This is a genomic window from Shewanella sp. NFH-SH190041 (genome assembly GCF_024363255.1).
Classification (GTDB): domain Bacteria; phylum Pseudomonadota; class Gammaproteobacteria; order Enterobacterales; family Shewanellaceae; genus Shewanella.
In genome coordinates, this window is the sequence record NZ_AP026070.1 from 1,482,959 (window position 1) to 1,500,844 (window position 17,886).

The window sequence follows — 17,886 nt, forward strand, 5'->3', positions numbered from 1 at the left end:
CAGCTTAAGGATTTAAATGGCTATTAAAGTCTTAGTTGTCGATGACTCTAGCTTTTTTCGGCGCAGAGTCAGTGAGATAGTCAATCAGGATCCGGAGTTGGAAGTTATAGGTACTGCTGTCAATGGGGCTGAAGCTGTGCAGCTTGCTAAAGAGCTTCGCCCTAATGTCATTACCATGGATGTAGAGATGCCGGTTATGGACGGCATCTCTGCTGTCCGGGAGATTATGGCGAAAACACCGGTGCCTATTCTAATGTTCTCCTCCCTGACCCATGATGGTGCCAGAGCTACCTTATCAGCCCTCGAAGCTGGTGCGGTGGATTTTCTTCCTAAACGTTTTGAAGATATTGCAACAAATAAAGAACAGGCGATTGCGCTGTTGCAAAATCGGATTAAAACTATCGGTAGAAAAGGGGTGAGTCGACCAGCTGTTCGGAGTTATTCCCACCAACATGAATCGGCAGTAAAGCCGATGACGCAGATAAAGCCGATGACGCAGATAAAGCCGATATCGTCTTCTACTCAGCCAGTGACCAGAACTGCTGGTATACCGGCAAAGGCTTCCGGAAAACGTTATAAAGTATTGCTTATTGGCACTTCTACCGGAGGGCCGGTTGCATTACAGAAAATTCTGACAGAGTTCCCGGCCAATTATCCTCATCCGATCTTATTAATTCAGCATATGCCTGCTGCTTTTACCCCCGCTTTTGCCACAAGGCTCAATGGGTTGTGTAAAATTAAGGTTAAGGAAGCGGAAAATGGTGATCTGTTACAACCTGGTTGTGCTTATCTTGCACCGGGTGGATTACAGATGATGCTGGAACGTGCTGGAGCATCAGCCCGGATCAAAATTTTGGCTGGGACGGCAGAGGTAAATTATAAGCCCTGCGTCGATATTACATTCGCTTCAGCTTCTAAGGTATATGGTGGCGATGTATTAGCTGTGGTGCTTACCGGTATGGGGGCTGATGGCAGAGATGGTGCCCGTATGTTGAAGCTGGTTGGGGCAACCATTTGGGCGCAAGATGAAGCCAGTTGTGTTGTGTATGGCATGCCTCAAGCCGTAACGGCTGCCGGTATTTCTAGTCGTTCTATCGGTCTTGACCATATGGCCGAGGCTATTTTAAAAGAGTCATGTCCTGTTTAATTTCGGTTTATTGGGAATAGGACGGATATACAGCCATAACACCGGCTTTGGTCGGTTAGCGGGGGGGATGTGAACGTTTGGGCTGTGGCGAATCAGAAAGGGGGCGTTGGTAAGACGACTTCTGTGGTGACATTAGCCGGACTTATGGCCAAAGAGGGGTTACGGGTATTGGTTGTGGATACCGACCCTCATGCCTCATTGGGATACTATCTTGGGATTGACTCCGAAGAAGTACCGTCCTCTTTGTATGACATTTTTATGGCTAAAGATGCGCTTAACCGGGAGTTGGTTTTGCAGACGGTGATCCCGACATCGGTTGTTGGCTTGGATTTATTACCAGCAACCATGTCGTTAGCGACGTTGGATCAGGTGCTTGGACACCAGGATGGCATGGGATTAATCCTGAGAAAAGCCTTAGTATGTGTTGAACATGACTATGACTATGTGTTGATTGATTGTTCGCCGGTATTAGGTGTTTTGATGGTGAATGCGTTAGCCGCCAGTCAACATATCATTGTGCCGGTACAAACAGAGTCGCTGGCCATAAAAGGGTTAACCCGCATGCTTAAGACGATGGAGCTGATGGGACGGGCAAATGGCATTCAGTACAGTTTTAGTATTTTGCCAACCATGTTTGATAAACGGGTTAAAGCATCGCCATTGGCGCTGAAGTTGCTTGAGCAGCAGTACAGTCAGCATTTATGGTCAGGTGTGATCCCTGTTGATACTAAATTTCGTGATTCAAGCTTGCAAAATATCCCGGCTCCGCAGCTCTCACCATCTTGTCGGGGAGTAAAAGCTTATGACAAGTTTTTATCCTACATAATGGAAAAGGAATATAGGCATGAGAAAGTCTGTTGATGAGACTGTGACTGATTATTTTTCATCGTTGTTGACGGAATCATCAACGGCTCTGCCGTATAAAGAGTTATTGCCAAGACAAGGTAATTCAAAAGACGTATTGGCGTTTGCTGAGCCTAATCAGTCCGTAGCTGAACCAAAGCCATCTCCTGTTGAAAAGGAAGCGCTGACCCGTTTATTGTCACCGTTATTGGGTGCGCAAGAAACAGTACAGCAACCAGTGCCTAGTGTGGCAGAAACATCTTCAGTTGATGCGATACCTGTACCTCAGATAACCGAAGTAAAGGCTACTGAGCTTGAAGGGATAAACAGTGACAGTACTGATGAGTTGCCTAAATTACAGTCATTGCTGCCCGCAGAGTTTCAAAGTCTATGTTTTGATATAGCAGGATTAACTCTAGCGGTGCCATTACAAAGTCTAAGTGGCATAGTTCGACTGGGAATGTTGAATAAGATAGTTGGCCGGCCGTCATGGTATTTGGGCATGCAGGAACATAGAGGAAAACAGCTAAATATCGTGGATCCCGAAGCATGGATGCAGTCAGAACATATTGGTGTTAATGAGGGGAAGGCCAAAAACTATCAATATGTCTTACAATTGGGAGACAGTCAGTGGGGATTGGCATGTGAATCCCTGGTCGAGACAGTAAGGATGGATCAGTCTCAAGTTTCGTGGCGCATACAGCCACAAAAACGTCCCTGGCTTGCGGGCGTTGTGAAAGAAAAAATGTGTGGCATGTTAAATGTGCAGGTATTGGTTGCAATGCTTGATGCAGGTTTAGGATGTCAGGATCAGATTGGTTGAGGTAACTATGAATGACTCTAGAAACGTCGCTGCCGTAGCAGCTAAAGATGATGCAGTACTGCAATGGGTGACGTTCCGATTGGATAATGAAACCTATGGCATTAATGTAATGCAGGTTCAGGAGGTATTGCGTTATACCGAAATCGCCCCTGTACCGGGAGCACCACATTATGTACTGGGGATTATTAACCTGCGTGGTAACGTGGTCACTGTAATTGATACTCGTTCACGATTTGGTCTGCCATCAGCTGAAATTGATGATTCTACTCGAATTGTGATTATTGAAGCGGAAAAACAGGTCATTGGTATTCTGGTCGACAGTGTGGCTGAAGTGGTATATCTGCGTCGCAGCGAAATAGATAATGCCCCTAATGTCGGCACTGAAGAAAGTGCTAAGTTTATCCAAGGTGTCAGTAATCGTGACGGCGAGTTACTCATTCTGGTTGATTTGGATAAGTTGCTGTCTGACGAAGAATGGGCTGAATTGCAGGATATGTAATTTGAGATAAAGTGTCCTGATGACAGATTGAAATACCACATTGATGCAATGTGGTATTTTTTTTGCCTATCGATCATTACGCCAGTTTTTCGGCGCTTAGCCTAGGAGTAATGACGACATATGACCAATGACATCATACTATTTATTGCACTGGTACTGTGCTCAGTCGCTATCGCTAGCACAATGGGATTTAGTTTGTATCGTATGTGGCAACAGCTTAGAGCATTGAAAGTATTAATCAGGGAATTTGATCGTCAACGGGAATTATTGCAGCAGGAGTTGACAGAGTTGCGTAGTGGAACAGTCGGTATCGGTCGCAGAGTATTAACGATGGAGAAATCATTGCAGCAACAACAGGAGAGAATTGAAGAGCAAGTGGAGCAAGATAGTGGTTCAAAACTCTATTCACGGGCTAATAAAATGATTGAGCTAGGCGCAGATATGGAAGAGCTGATACGAGAGTGCGAGTTGCCTCGCGCTGAAGCTGAATTATTGATGCGATTGCGACAAAAAGGATAATTGTGACCTTGTATTTGTCGTGACTTAAGATTGTTATAAAAAAATTTGTCAGATAACCAAATTAATTTCTAATGTCAGTCACTCTACATCCAATATTGGCATCACTGTTAATATATTTTATTTTTTACAGTTTACGTAAAGGTAAGATTCAAACGTTTGTTTAAATGGACGTTGTGACCAATCAACTCTATTACATTGATTTTATATATTTTATTTTAATTGCGCTCATGTTGTAATTAAACGTTTCCGTAATGCTAGCATTTTGCCTATTAATATTTTTCTTGTAAATGAAACCGTACACAATGAATTAAATTTACGTAAATAACATCCACAATCATGCATTGGTCAAGTTGTTAGACAAATTGTAAATACCCGATATTTCTCAATTTAAACGTTCGTTTAAATCTATATAAAACAGATGTATATCATTATATCTTTAGGTTGGTATGACCAATTTCATCACCAATTTCCCCTCCTGTTCTTATGCTCTCACTTGGTTGCTTTAACAAAATTTTACCAGTAGGTTCGAACTCATGGATGAACACATAGGTGTTTTTAATCTATCGCCTTATAAGTTGACAAATTACGTCTGTCGATTTTGCAGACAGCTGACGACTTGTAGTCGAAATGCTATTTGGTCAGTGCCCAGCAGTGCCCAGCAAAGTTTTCAAGTGAGGGAGAGACATTATGGTAACACTTGAGGTAGCGCCTTCAGTTGCGAGTACGGTAAAGGGGCTCACAATCACAGGGCCTTCAGTTGCCGGTCAGTCAGATATTTTGACACCTGGGGCGGTTAATCTTTTGGCATCGCTGTGTGAGCAGTTTATGTCACCATTGCAGTCGTTACTGAAAGCAAGGCAGCAAAAGCAGGTTCAGATTGATGCTGGTCAATTACCAGGATTTTTACCTCATACGGCAAAAGTTCGACAAAGCGAATGGCAGATTAGAGGGATCCCACAGGATCTGCAAAATCGGCGGGTCGAAATTACCGGTCCGGTAGATCGGAAAATGATCATTAATGCTCTGAATGCCAATGTGAATGTTTTTATGGCAGATTTCGAGGATTCATTGGCTCCGGCATGGGATAAGGTCATTCAAGGGCAAGTGAATCTACGAGATGCTGTGCAGGGAAATATCAGTTTTTCGCAACCTGAAAGTGGTAAGCAATACCAGTTGAATGATGATCCTGCGGTACTTATTTGTCGGGTGCGAGGCTTACATCTGCAAGAGAAGCATATTGCATTTAATAGTGAGCCTATTCCTGGCGCTCTGTGCGATTTTGCCCTGTATTTTTACCATAACTACCGACAGTTATTAGAAAAAGGTTCTGGTCCTTATTTTTATATTCCCAAATTAGAGAGTCATGAAGAGGCGAGATGGTGGGCCGAGGTTTTTCGAACGGTCGAAGAAAGGTTTTGTTTGGCTCCTGGCACCATCAAGTGCACTTGCCTGATTGAAACTCTGCCTGCTGTATTTGAGATGGATGAAATTCTCTATGAGCTGAGAAGTAACATTGTCGCCCTTAATTGCGGTCGTTGGGATTATATCTTCAGTTATATCAAAACATTAAAAAATCATCCGGATCGAATTTTACCCGACAGGCAGCAAGTGACGATGGATACCCCATTTCTCAGTGCCTACTCCCGGCTACTAGTTAAAACCTGTCATCGGCGTGGTGCATTGGCCATGGGGGGGATGGCGGCGTTTATTCCAGCTAAAAATGAGCAGGATAATCAAGCGGTATTGGCCAAGGTAAGGAAAGATAAAGAGCTTGAAGCCCGCAATGGTCATGATGGTACTTGGGTGGCGCATCCTGGGTTAGCAGATACAGCTATGGCCATTTTTAACCAATATATCGGCGAGGGTGAATTAAACCAATTACACATTAGCCGGGATGTGGATGCGCCGATTCAGGCGGCGGAATTACTCGCCCCTTGTGATGGTGAGCGGACCGAAGCTGGAATGCGACTGAATATTCGCATCGCCCTTCGGTACATCGAGGCATGGATCAATGGCAATGGCTGTGTGCCTATTTACGGATTGATGGAGGATGCAGCAACAGCGGAAATATCCCGCACCTCTATTTGGCAGTGGATACAGCATCAGCAGTGTCTTTCTAATGGCAAATTAGTGACTAAATCTTTGTTCAGGGACATGTTGGCTGAAGAAATGGCAACGGTGGCGCAGGAAGTCGGAGAGCAGATTTTTGAGCAGGGCAAATATGCTCAGGCGGCGCAACTGCTGGAGCAAATTACAACCAGTGATGAATTGGTGGATTTTCTTACGCTCCCTGGTTATCAACTGCTAACAGAGCAGGATTGAATAGGGCAAAGAACGGGCACAGGCCTGGCAATTGAAACAAGGAGTAACACAATGACTGATAAGATACAGACCCCTTCACGGGTAGAGCAGATTGCCGACCTGAAACGAGATTGGGCTGAAAATCCGAGATGGGCTGGCGTCACCCGACCATTTAGCGCCGAAGATGTGGTTGCACTGCGGGGCTCAGTTGTGCCGGAGAACACGTTAGCCAAACGTGGTGCAGCGAAATTATGGCAGTTGGTTAATGGCGCGGCGAAGAAAGGTTATGTCAATTCCCTTGGTGCGCTAACTGGTGGTCAGGCGGTGCAGCAGGCAAAAGCAGGTATTGAAGCCATTTATCTTTCTGGTTGGCAGGTAGCTGCTGATGCCAATTTAGCCGGGACCATGTATCCGGATCAGTCACTATACCCGGCCAATTCAGTTCCATCTGTGGTTGCCAAAATTAACAATGCATTTCGTCGGGCGGATCAGATCCAATGGGGCAATGGTGTGGATGCGGACAATGATGCTTTTACCGATTATTTTCTGCCGATTGTTGCCGATGCTGAAGCCGGGTTTGGCGGGGTACTGAATGCTTTTGAATTAATGAAAAGTATGATTGAAGCCGGCGCTGCAGGGGTGCACTTTGAAGATCAGCTTGCTTCAGTGAAAAAGTGCGGGCATATGGGCGGCAAGGTGTTAGTGCCAACCCAAGAGGCAGTTCAAAAATTGGTTGCCGCCAGACTGGCCGCAGATGTCAGCGGTGTAGATACCTTGGTGATTGCTCGAACCGATGCTAATGCGGCTGATTTGCTGACATCGGACTGCGATCCTTATGACAGAGACTTTCTGACTGGTGAGCGCACTGCTGAAGGATTTTATCGGGTGAATGCGGGCTTGGATCAAGCGATTTCCCGTGGGTTAGCTTATGCGCCTTACGCAGATCTTATCTGGTGTGAAACAGCTAAACCGGATTTGGAAGAAGCCCGCCGTTTTGCTGAGGCAATACATGCTCAGTATCCCGATCAACTATTGGCTTACAATTGTTCCCCTTCATTTAATTGGAAGAAAAACCTTGATGATGACACCATTGCGCGTTTCCAGCAGGCGCTGTCGGACATGGGATATAAATACCAATTTATTACCTTAGCTGGGATCCACAATATGTGGTTCAACATGTTTGATTTGGCTTATGACTATGCTCGTGGTGAAGGGATGAAACATTATGTGGAGAAGGTACAGCAACCTGAATTTGCCGCGGCAGAAAAAGGCTATACCTTTGTCGCCCATCAGCAGGAGGTTGGTACAGGTTATTTTGATCAGGTAACCAATGTTATTCAGGGTGGGCAATCTTCCGTGACTGCGCTGACCGGCTCTACAGAAGAGGAGCAATTTTAGTCAATTAGCAACAGAATTTGCCGTTGGGAAGGATGTGCTGTTCGATGCTTCCTGATAGCAAATAGCGGGGTATCCCTATTTCCCCGTTTTCACCGGATATTGTGTTGTTTTCCGGTGATGGACGGCCTGAGTTTGTATTATCAGGCTTTCCCTTCCAGTGATTGTATTGCTTGTGTTTGGCGGCCTTATAGGCCGTCCTTTTTTTGCCTCGTCTTAGGGCATATTCATCGTAGGATGAATGACTGCTTATTAAGAGGTTCGCGGTAACCACTTATTGTCTTATTTGGTGGTTATCTGTTTTATTGTCGCATGGGATAGCAATGAATTTCGTTTCGCATCATTTTACCTCAGTTTCACGCTGACGGCTGACTATACTCATTTGATGTTTCTCGATAAAAGGCATCATGTATGACCGCTAAGAGGCCGAGCAACAAAGGGTTGGCGTATTGGGTTAAGCGGATTAGTGATGAAGACATGCCTGCGCTGTGCTCGACTTTAGGACAGTTAGAGCAATTAGCCGCTGATGATGTGTCCTCTCTATCTCAGTTGGGGCGCAGTGTGATGCATGATAATGTGCTGACATCGCGCATACTCCGAGTTGCCAATAGTGTGACTTATAATAAGGGGCGTCATCAGATTGCCACTGTCTCACGAGCGGCGGTCGTGTTGGGTTTTGATACCCTGCGTAATATCTGTTTGACGGCCAGACTTATCAGTAGTCTATTGGAAAGTAAGCACTTATCTTCAACTGTTTATCCTATTTTAGTGAAGCGAATGGCAACATCATTTCAGGCCGCTATGTTAGCCAGAATGATGCAACATGGCCAGGACGAGCAGCTAGAGGAAGAGGTTTTTGTGGCAGCTTTGTTGCACCATTTAGGAGAAAGTGCTTTCTGGAGTATAGGGGGGGATGATGCCAATGAACTTCAATGTCGTTTACGCTGTGAACCTCAAGCAGAATCAAGGCTAATCCGGAGTGTTTTAGGGGGGAGTTTTGCACAATTGACCCAATTACTAGCCAGTCATTGGGGACTTGGAGAGTTATTGGTAAAGTCTCTGGCTCAACCTCCCGTGGCTGATATTGCCATTCGGAGTATCTGTTTGGCCAATATGCTCAGTGATGCTTTGGCTGATGGTGATATTGAGCAGATCTCTGCGCTGAGTAAGCAGGCGGCACAAATGCTAGGGATGCCAGTATCAGAGTTTCAACATCGGGTACAGCGGTGTACCAAAGCAACAGTTAAATTAGCTCAAGCCTATGATGCTCCCCAGCTATGTGATGTCCTTGTAGCACAGTCTGAGATGATTCAAGCTACCCAGCCCCAGCCCCAGCCCCAGCCCCAGCCCCAGCCCCAGCAATCTGCAGTGAAAATATCGGGCACCGAACGGGATGAGTCTATTCAATTACGGCAACTACGACTTTTAACCACTCTTGCTGAGCAACAGGCCGATTTTATTCAGGTTGTTCAGGCCACATTAGTGGGGTTAAAACAAGGGGTGGGTTTAGATCGTTGTGGGGTATTTGTGATCAGTCAAGATAGACAATCTCTTTCCGTACGTATGATGCAGGGAGATGATAACCCCTTTCCCGGTCAGTTTGAGTTACAGCACTTTCCGCTATTAGCTACGGCAATCCGGCAGCAGCAGATTATTAATATAATGCCTGGTGAAATGATGTTACCGCCATTTTCTAGGGTTGCGGCCGGAGGTTTTATGCTGGCTCCTTTGGTGGTAGAAGAGCAAGTTATTGGGTTGTTTTATGCAGATAGGCAGGATGCAGATAGGCCATTGACTGAACAGCAACAAAATGACTTTATTCATTTTGCTCGTCAGGCCAATCAGTGTTTCGCTTTAGCGGCTCGTCAGTCAATATCCTCTTGTGTGGCAAATAAATTTTAGTATCTGTGTCGGTCGTAAATAGGCCGGTTTAGGTTTCAGAAAACCACAATGCTGGATCAAGGCAATAGTAAAGGCTTAATTGCTGATAGAGTACTGGATGGTGCGTTTTAAACTCGATGGGCTGCTCAAAAAAAACTTCACTGATGACAGCGAAAAACTCTGCCGGATTGGTTGCACCGTAATAACTAAATAGGGAAGGTAGTCCTTGCTCAGCACATTGCACTAATTGTAGGTATTCCTGTCCGAGAATTTTTGACCAATGAGAATAATCTGTTCTGGCTTCGAGTAGTGGTGCACCATTAGCACTCCCGTCCTCTTGATCTAACTGGTGGGCGAACTCATGAATCACAACATTACTGCCATCATAAGGATCCGCCGCACCAGCTAAGGTGTCTTGCCAGCTGAGGATGACTTGTCCTTCCTCCCATGATTCCCCTAACAATACTGCCTTATGTTGAAAGTGTAGGCCAAGTTCATTTTGCTGCTCTTTTTCAACAATAAATGCTGCTGGATAAACTAAAATTTGCCGTAGTTTAGGGTAGTAATCAGTGTGGCGATTTAGTAGCAATAAACATGCTTGCGCTGCTATTGTGATCCTGATTTCATCAGTTATCTGTAGATTTTGGCAGCCGATAAACTGTTTTTCTGCTAGAAAAACTTTCATATGTTTTTTTAGCTGTAGTTGTAGATCAACGGGCAGTATCTGAAAATATGGGACATTGTGTTTAATAATACTTCGCCACTGATGTGCAAAGGGTTGTTTGGCGAGTTTGGCTCGCCTTAATCTGGCTCTAAAGGGAACTGTTGCTAACCAAAAGATAGCGAATATGCCCAATAAACTCACAATGAGAATCGTTGTCATTGTATCCTCCTGCTATAGCTATTAAATTTATGATGTTGAGAGTCTGACATAACAGCACGATATATCACAAGAGCTTAAATATACTGAATAACAGAGTATTATCCAAACCAACATACTTATTTAATGAGTGGGGTATTGTTAAATTAACTTGATAGCAATGGCTTTAAATTACATAAACAATAAACTAGTTGTTTTGGTTCTAGGTATTTTATTTATATTCAAATTCCTTTATTAAAATAATTTTTAGAATAAAAACTCGATATGCATTTAAATGAATGCGTTTTAATATTTTTTTTATTTACATTTATAGCGTTTTAGCTTCAAATTTGCCAATTGTGTTTTAAATGTTTTGTTGCATCTATGCTAACTAAAAACAATAAACCATCTCTATTGACCTTATCTTTGCTGACAATGGGGATCGTCTATGGTGATATTGGAACGAGTCCGTTGTATGCGTTTAGAGCTGCATTTAGTGGTGAGCATCCATTGTTAATTAATCAGGTGAATGTTTATGGTGTACTTTCACTTATTTTTTGGCTTTTTGTGTTAGTAGTCTCATTGAAATATCTTAATTTTGTGACTCACGTCAATAATAAAGGTGAGGGAGGGATATTAACGCTAACAGCAATGGCCATGCATCAACAGTCGAAAAAAATAAAAGTGTTTATTTTGATTGCAGGGTTGTTAGCGACAGGTTTTTTCTTTGGCGAGGCGATTATTACACCAGCAATGTCTGTACTTTCAGCAATTGAAGGGATCAAGGTGATTACACCAAAGCTGAATCATTTTATTGAGCCGATTACTATCACTATTATTTGTTTTTTATTTGCTATTCAATCTTATGGAACGCATAAAATTGGCCGGCTTTTTGCTCCAGTCATGGTGACTTGGTTTGTGGTTTTAATGTTGCTGGGCGGGCTCAGTATCAGTCATCACCCTCAGGTCCTTACTGCGCTCAACCCTCTGTGGGCATTGCATTTTATTGTATTGCATCAGTGGATGACAATTTTTACATTGGCAGTAGTTGTGTTAGCTGTTACTGGTGTTGAAGCATTGTACGCTGATATGGGGCATTTTGGTATTAAGCCTATTCGATATGCATGGTTTAGTTTAGTGTTTCCATCGCTTGTGATTAATTATTTTGGACAGGGAGCGCTAATTTTAGCTGATCCTAGCGCTGTGACTAATCCATTTTTTAATCTGGCTCCTACCAATATGATTATTCCTTTAGTCATTTTAGCTACCTTAGCAACGATTATTGCCTCACAGGCCGTTATTTCAAGTGTATTTTCAATTACAAGACAAGCTGTTAACTTAGGGTATTTGCCACCAGTTAGAATTACCCATACCTCTGTAGAGGAGCAAGGGCAAATCTATGTTCCGCTTGCAAATTTATTTTTATTTGTGGCGGTGATATTAGTTATTTTAGGGTTTAAACACTCTGAGAATCTGGCTGCTGCTTATGGTATTGCAGTAACTATGACTATGACTATTACTTCATTACTTTCATGTATTGTTGCATGGCGCCAATGGCACTGGTCTGGGGTTTTTACTACGCTGCTTGCAGTTATTTTACTTTCCATCGATTTACCTCTATTTATCTCAACAACGCTAAAATTTGTTCATGGTGGTTGGCTTCCTTTGACGATTGGTTTGTCAGTATTCAGTGTGATGATGGTCTGGTATACGGAGCGCAGAAAACTGGTGCAAAACAGTTCAAATAATTGTGTTGAGGCTTTGGTTAACTCATTAGAAGAGAGTGATTTACCGAGAGTTAAAGGTAATGCGATTTATCTAACGAGAGAAATTGATCATGTTCCGTTATCACTTTTGAATAATTTGAAACTTAATAAAGTATTACATGAACGGATTATTTTATTGACCTGTCAATACGAAGAAGAACCTTATGTTCATCCGCTAAAACGTGTTGAGGTTAAGCCACTATCTGATACGTTCTTTTCTGTTACGGCTAATTATGGTTATAAAGAAACGCCTGATATTGAGCAGGCTCTATACTCGTGCTCTTTAAATGGACTTTATTGTCAGCTTGAAGAAACAATATTTTTTATGTCATCAGAGCGATTGAAAGTTAAACACTCAAATATTTTACATGATGCTAAAGCGGGGGCTTTTATATTTTTAAGCCGTAATGCACTCAGAACATCTGAAAAACTAAAAATTCCAGAAGATAAATTGGTTGAGTTAGGAACGCAATTATATATTTAGAGATAAGAATGAAATTTTGATAGAGTTATACATTATCTTAATAAATAAGCACTAATTTCATTGTTAGTTTTTATTGATAATGTATAAGTAAGTTATGGTATATAAAAAAACCGACAGATTCCAAGTTGGGAGGGAGAATCTGTCGGTATTGGGAAACCGTTAAAGTTTTAATTATTAATTATTAATTATTAATTATTAATTATCCATTACATCATTATAATGAACAGCAATTAATATTCTCAGTAGCTTTGATTTTGGTAATTTCTGGTATTGAGCCAAGTTAGCTAATTTAATAATACTTGCCTCGTCCAGTGAAAATGTTGCATTACGTGTTTTTCCTTTTTTTGAGTCGGATTTAAAGGTGCTAAAAGCTTTTAGGCTAGCCTGTTTTTGTACGTGAAGTCGTTGGCTTATCTGTTTGTAGTTGCTGAAGAAAATTTGCTCTCCTTCATGGTAATTCGACTCGTCTATGTTATTTATGCCATTGGCATAATGTTGAGCTTGGTTGATGAAGGTATCTGCAGAGATGACAGTCATTACGGGCTTAGCCGACGCGGCGTTTTTCTTCAGATCGGCCATCCCCATAGGGTGCTCCTTGGTTGTTATCTTGCATTGATGATTGAAAATTATTTATCGATTGCTCTGGTTGTACTGCTAGCAGTTCGCGAGCGATGCCGCGTATTTCTGTGGCGGCTTTGCCATCTGGTTCTAATTCCAGTACAGACATTCCAGATTCTTCGCTATCATCATAGATGTTGCGGCTGTGGGTGATCGCATCCAAAACATGGATATCGTACGTGCGGCATACTTCTTTTGCTTCGAGTATGCGTTTGGCTTGATTCGGGAGATTGGGGCATTGGGTGAAGACAAATGCAGCCTTCATTGTTGGATTTATCATCATACAGGTAGCGACAACATCATCCATATGATTCACGGTTTTTAAGTCCCGTCGTTTAGGTCTCAGGGGCATAAGTACATGGGTTGCCACAGACATGCTGGCACGTAGTGCTAAATTATCCTGTCCACCGCAGTCAACTAAGATACAGTCATAATGTTGCGCTAGACTAAGCAAATCATTACGTATTTTGCCGTAGAGTTGTACGCAGTTGATCCCTTGTAGATTAGGGTTATTGTTGCGGGCTTGGATCCAGTCTGAAGTGGTCCTTTGCGGATCACAATCTACCATAATGACGGATAGCTTTTGTTCTGTCGCAAAATAGACAGCAAGATTCTGTGCCAAACAACTTTTACCGCTGCCGCCTTTTTCTCCGCCGACTAGCACTATCATCGCTTATCTCCCTGCCATACAATTTTTTGTGTTTTATCTGCTGCAAACAGAATGTAGTTGGCTTTTGTTCAGGCCGCAAAAGCCGAATTATTGGCAGATGTCGGGATATTAACGTCGAGCCGAAAATGTTATTTTCTAAAGAGTATGTAAATTTTTTGACGTTATTTAAATCACAGCTAATCGTATTAAAAATCAGGCTATTACATCTGTTGGTGTCAATAGTGTTAGCACAGAGATATAAAAGAGTCAGTTGAAGCTGATGATTTTCATATCCTACTATGAGAGGTAGGAATAAATCTTAGATTTTCATGATAAATTGTTCTTAAAAAGAACATCAATAAGATGCTGAACTAGAACTGCATAGGTGACCCAGTAAACAATAAATAGGTATTATTGTTTTATAACCATTGAGTTTTTTATTTCAATATACGTTGAGAGTGAAATTATGCACGAGCAGCAGATAGTTGCAGCAGTTAATTCCATTATGCCCTTTGGTAAATATGCTGGGCGTCCTTTATTATTATTGCCTGAGCCTTATTTAGTCTGGTTTCATAAGCAGGGGTTTCCAGATGGAAAACTGGGGGAGCAATTAGCTCTTATCTATGAGATAAAACTGAACGGTTTAGAAGCGACATTTATGCCGTTATTGCAGAGATGAAAATGACCTAATGAACGTGAGGGTTTCTAGAGCCTGTTGACCTTTCAAGTTTGTTTTTGCAGCGATTTGAGGGGTCTTTATACAAGGCAGAAGCTTTGATAGGTAGTTGCGTTACCTGATAAGGCGATAACGCAGTAGAAATAAGGCTCAAACGCTGGCCAAAGGGTTCGGCTAAAAGTGGTTTACGCTTTGTTGAGCGATTCTTGCTTAGAATAGCTAGGCCGTAAACCACTCGCCGCGATTAAAACGTTTTTGCTTTGAACAAAATTCACTCGCGAAAGGTCAACAAACCTTAGTCTATGCAGTGTCTAATCTATTATTTAGATAGCATATTTTGTCGGATGGGTAGCGGAAATGTGATTGCATTCATGCTTAAATACCGCTTCTTTTGTTGTTACCACGGGTAATGTAATGAAATCAAAAATTCTGACGTTGGCAGCTGCCGCATTGTTTTCTCTCGGTTCTATGTCGGCCTGGGCTACTGGTACACTGCATGAAGGTAAAATCTTGGATACCATGAACAGTGGTGGTTATACCTATGTTCAAATTCAAGATGGCGATAAAACCATTTGGGCTGCGGGACCTCAAGTTGAAGTCAAAAAAGGGGAAAAGGTCTCTATGACAGGGGCTGGCTGGATGAAAAACTTCCACAGTAAAACCTTGAACCGTACGTTTAAAGATCTGTTGTTCGTCGGTAAAATCAATAAGCTGTAATATACTGATAGTTGATGACAGACCCCGGCTTGTCCGGGGTTTGTTTTTTCTGTTGTTTGGGACCTTAATATGGAAATGCAGTGTAACTTACCATCTGACAGTATTTTGCCCCGTTTTCGGGTCGTGCCTTACCAAAAGCAATATGCGGCGCAAATTAGTTTATTGTTTCATTTAGCGGTACAAGGGATCAGTTCACGACATTATTCTGATGCGCAACTTAAAGCTTGGTCCTATCAGCCTCGTTCAAGTCGTTATTGGCATTTGCGGCTGAGCCGTAGTCAAACTTGGGTTGTGCTGGATTTTGCGCCCATAAAACCATTGGCCGCTCCTTTATGTTGTGGTTTTATCAATGTTGAAACCCATTATTTCAGTCGGGGTTATATTGATAGTCTTTACCTTCATCCGGCATATCAAGGAAAAGGGTTGGCTCTGGCATTGTTTGCTACAGCGAAGAAATGGGCTAAACAGCAGGGCTATCTAGAGCTCACCGTGGATGCATCATATTTGTCCCGCCCATTATTCGAATCGGGTGGCTTTGAACTTTGCTATAAAAGTTACCAGCCAAAATCCGGTCAGATGCTGCCAGGCTTTTTTATGCGCTGTCAGTTACAGTCGGCGAGTGAGTGATAGTCAGTGCCGGTTATGTTAAAGCGCTTTTTTAGTTGTTATTGCTGAAACTAATTATCAATTATTTTACTCGATATCTAGGCTTTATCATTGCCTGCAGCGGCTAGAAATTAGGTTCTCGCTCATAATCCTCGATAGCAATATTTTTCATCGTAGATATAAGTTTTTCTCCCCCGTCTCTGGTGAGCGTAAGCCTCCATCACATCGATAAAGTGCAAAGTGAGTAGGGAAACGATGTGATAGAGTGGCGCTCAGACTGTAGAGCGGCGTACCATTGCCATCATTTTTCTGTTAACTGCGCCGTTGGCTCTGTTGTGGTCATATGGCTAGTGTAATGCACATTGGGTGGCAGCGGCTCTTGCCACGCATCTGCGTCTGTGACGAAATGAGCAAAAGCACCTGGCAGGGTTGTACAGGACATAATTTGGCTCCATTCCATCTGCAGTAGTGGCTGATAGCCTTCTTTTCCCGCCGCAGTATAAGTGGTGGATACGCCGGTATAGAGGCTGTCAGGCTGCAGCGGTCGCCACTGTTTTTGCTGCATCACTTCTAACTTTGTGATCCGCTGCCCTATGGGTTTACGTCCGTCATAGCTGTATCTTAGTCCGTAGGTATAAGGGAAACTACCGGTGCCAGTGCCTACTACACTGTTATTGGTAGCGGCATTGATTGCTGACTCTAAAACTTCGTAGAGAAAACGGCCGCGGATCTGATAGGTGACCAAGGGGAGTTCGAAGGGCAGCATGCGGCCAAGCACATCGGCCATGGATAATGCGCCGGAAGAAAGCGATTGCCTAACTCCCCCGGCATTATGTAGCGCAAAATCGATTCTGTTGTCTTGTTGTTTGGCCGCTTTGTACATAGCGCGCCCAACCCAAGGTGCAAGCTGACTGCCATTGGGCAGCAGTTTGCTCGGTAGGCGACTGTGTACTAATTCATTTGGAACCAGAGCGATAATCTGGTTTTCCAAGGCATCAATACTCGGGCGGTAACGGGTCTGGATCAGTTGGGCTATAGTCGCGTCTTCATCATCCCAAAGGATCCCATTTTGTTGCTGTAGCTGCTTGACGATAGCCTCATGTTCACTTTGGCTGAATGGCTGGCCATTTTTGCGGCTAAATTCTCGGCTGAGCATAAAATAGTTATTGCCAGTCAGATGTGTTACTCGACCAAGGTGATCAAAGGTAATATCAGCCAGCCCTAGGGTTTCTGAATATTTCCCTGCATGGACGATAGGTGTGCCATTGACCATAGCACCATAAGGGATATTTGATAGCCCTAGGGCGGAAAAGTCACCTTGTAAGGTATGACTGTGGCCACCAACAATCAAACTGATGCCATCTACTTGTTCGGCTAGCATTTTATCGGCAGGTAAACCAAGGTGGCTCAGCACGATGATGTGCACAATGCCTTGCTGGTGCAATTTAGCCATCGTATTTTGAGTGACTTGCTGGGCATTAATGAATTCTGTACCAGGATCTGGGCGGGCAATATCTCGCATCATATCCAATGTAATACCGAAAATGGCGACTTGTGTGCCTTGATATTCCCGGATGATCACATCTGCGCATTGATCTTCTGGCTGAAAATATTTCAAATTTTTATGGCCTTTTAATGCCATAGCTGAATCAGGTTCAGCAGTGAGATCCATATTACCGGCTAGCAAAGGAAAGTTGATCCGATCAAGAAACTCCCTTACTGGGCCATTACCGCCGTCGATTTCATGGTTGCCTAGTACCATGGCAACCGGTTGCAATTGATTTAGCAGTGTCGCATTAGCTTCTCCCTGAAACTCTCGAAAATACAGAGTACCTTGGAAGCTGTCGCCACCGTGCAAAAAAATAAATTCCTGTCCACTTTGTTCTGCTTGGTTGCGAGCTTTATCTAGCTGGGCTTTGATTCTGGCGCAGCCGCCAGTATGAACATAAATTGGTTGCGGCTCATGTTGATGATTTAGGGTAAATTGGATGCGACTTGGCTCAAAATGGGAATGGGTATCGTTAATATGAGCCAATTTTAGGGTCAGTGTATCGGGCATAATCTTCCTCTCTCAGGCTGAGGATTGTAGCATTATTTCAGCGG

Annotated in this window: 16 protein-coding genes; 12 read left to right on the plus strand and 4 right to left on the minus strand. The window is 43.2% G+C overall.

What is annotated here, in order from left to right:
* Nucleotides 1-16: 16 nt before the first annotated feature.
* The 8 genes from NFHSH190041_RS06550 to NFHSH190041_RS06585 all read left to right on the plus strand — a co-directional run bounded on the left by NFHSH190041_RS06550 (nt 17) and on the right by NFHSH190041_RS06585 (nt 9,429).
* Nucleotides 17-1,147 carry a chemotaxis response regulator protein-glutamate methylesterase gene (locus tag NFHSH190041_RS06550; protein ID WP_261924460.1) on the plus strand — a complete coding sequence of 377 codons (1,131 nt, stop codon included), beginning with the start codon at nt 17-19 and terminating at the stop codon, nt 1,145-1,147.
* A 69-nt stretch (nt 1,148-1,216) separates the two neighbouring features.
* Nucleotides 1,217-2,008: a ParA family protein gene (locus NFHSH190041_RS06555; protein ID WP_261924461.1), complete on the plus strand. Its 792-nt coding sequence runs from the start codon at nt 1,217-1,219 to the stop codon at nt 2,006-2,008.
* Complete coding sequence (locus NFHSH190041_RS06560) at nt 1,992-2,813, plus strand: chemotaxis protein CheW (protein WP_261924462.1); 822 nt, start codon at nt 1,992-1,994, stop codon at nt 2,811-2,813. Before NFHSH190041_RS06555 ends, NFHSH190041_RS06560 begins: the two co-directional genes overlap by 17 nt.
* Before the next feature lie 7 nt (nt 2,814-2,820).
* The gene (locus tag NFHSH190041_RS06565) at nt 2,821-3,312 is read left to right on the plus strand and encodes a chemotaxis protein CheW (protein ID WP_261924463.1); all 492 of its coding nucleotides are present in this window, start codon (nt 2,821-2,823) and stop codon (nt 3,310-3,312) included.
* A 183-nt stretch (nt 3,313-3,495) separates the two neighbouring features.
* Nucleotides 3,496-3,831 carry a DUF2802 domain-containing protein gene (locus tag NFHSH190041_RS06570; RefSeq protein ID WP_410010868.1) on the plus strand — a complete coding sequence of 112 codons (336 nt, stop codon included), beginning with the start codon at nt 3,496-3,498 and terminating at the stop codon, nt 3,829-3,831.
* 687 nt (nt 3,832-4,518) lie between these two features.
* Nucleotides 4,519-6,153, plus strand: a complete 1,635-nt coding sequence (aceB, locus tag NFHSH190041_RS06575) for a malate synthase A (protein WP_261924465.1) — start codon at nt 4,519-4,521, stop codon at nt 6,151-6,153.
* Between the two features lie 51 nt (nt 6,154-6,204).
* Nucleotides 6,205-7,530: an isocitrate lyase gene (gene aceA, locus NFHSH190041_RS06580; RefSeq protein ID WP_261924466.1), complete on the plus strand. Its 1,326-nt coding sequence runs from the start codon at nt 6,205-6,207 to the stop codon at nt 7,528-7,530.
* Between the two features lie 408 nt (nt 7,531-7,938).
* Nucleotides 7,939-9,429: an HDOD domain-containing protein gene (locus tag NFHSH190041_RS06585; protein ID WP_261924467.1), complete on the plus strand. Its 1,491-nt coding sequence runs from the start codon at nt 7,939-7,941 to the stop codon at nt 9,427-9,429.
* A gap of 28 nt (nt 9,430-9,457) precedes the next feature.
* On the opposite strand, the gene NFHSH190041_RS06590 is transcribed toward NFHSH190041_RS06585, so the two are convergent.
* A complete protein-coding gene (locus NFHSH190041_RS06590) occupies nt 9,458-10,291 on the minus strand; it encodes a zinc-dependent peptidase (RefSeq protein ID WP_261924468.1) in 834 nt (277 codons plus the stop codon).
* A 360-nt stretch (nt 10,292-10,651) separates the two neighbouring features.
* On the opposite strand from NFHSH190041_RS06590, the gene NFHSH190041_RS06595 reads away from it, so the two are divergent.
* The gene (locus NFHSH190041_RS06595) at nt 10,652-12,517 is read left to right on the plus strand and encodes a potassium transporter Kup (protein WP_261924469.1); all 1,866 of its coding nucleotides are present in this window, start codon (nt 10,652-10,654) and stop codon (nt 12,515-12,517) included.
* A gap of 195 nt (nt 12,518-12,712) precedes the next feature.
* Here NFHSH190041_RS06595 and NFHSH190041_RS06600 read toward each other — a convergent pair whose 3' ends face one another.
* Nucleotides 12,713-13,102 (minus strand): hypothetical protein, encoded by a 390-nt coding sequence (locus tag NFHSH190041_RS06600; protein ID WP_261924470.1) that lies wholly within the window; start codon nt 13,100-13,102, stop codon nt 12,713-12,715.
* On the minus strand, nt 13,062-13,805 hold the full coding sequence (locus NFHSH190041_RS06605) for an AAA family ATPase (protein WP_261924471.1): 744 nt from the start codon (nt 13,803-13,805) through the stop codon (nt 13,062-13,064). The genes NFHSH190041_RS06600 and NFHSH190041_RS06605 overlap by 41 nt, the downstream gene beginning before the upstream one ends.
* A 445-nt stretch (nt 13,806-14,250) precedes the next feature.
* On the opposite strand from NFHSH190041_RS06605, the gene NFHSH190041_RS06610 reads away from it, so the two are divergent.
* The 3 genes from NFHSH190041_RS06610 (at nt 14,251) to NFHSH190041_RS06625 (ending at nt 15,804) form a co-directional block, all read left to right on the plus strand.
* Nucleotides 14,251-14,463, plus strand: coding sequence for a DUF3820 family protein (locus tag NFHSH190041_RS06610; protein WP_261924472.1), 213 nt, complete (start codon nt 14,251-14,253; stop codon nt 14,461-14,463).
* 411 nt (nt 14,464-14,874) lie between these two features.
* Nucleotides 14,875-15,177: an NrfJ gene (locus NFHSH190041_RS06620; RefSeq protein ID WP_261924474.1), complete on the plus strand. Its 303-nt coding sequence runs from the start codon at nt 14,875-14,877 to the stop codon at nt 15,175-15,177.
* 69 nt (nt 15,178-15,246) lie between these two features.
* Complete coding sequence (locus NFHSH190041_RS06625) at nt 15,247-15,804, plus strand: GNAT family N-acetyltransferase (protein ID WP_261924475.1); 558 nt, start codon at nt 15,247-15,249, stop codon at nt 15,802-15,804.
* A 280-nt stretch (nt 15,805-16,084) separates the two neighbouring features.
* On the opposite strand, the gene NFHSH190041_RS06630 is transcribed toward NFHSH190041_RS06625, so the two are convergent.
* Complete coding sequence (locus NFHSH190041_RS06630) at nt 16,085-17,842, minus strand: bifunctional metallophosphatase/5'-nucleotidase (RefSeq protein ID WP_261924476.1); 1,758 nt, start codon at nt 17,840-17,842, stop codon at nt 16,085-16,087.
* Between the last annotated feature and the right edge of the window lie 44 nt (nt 17,843-17,886).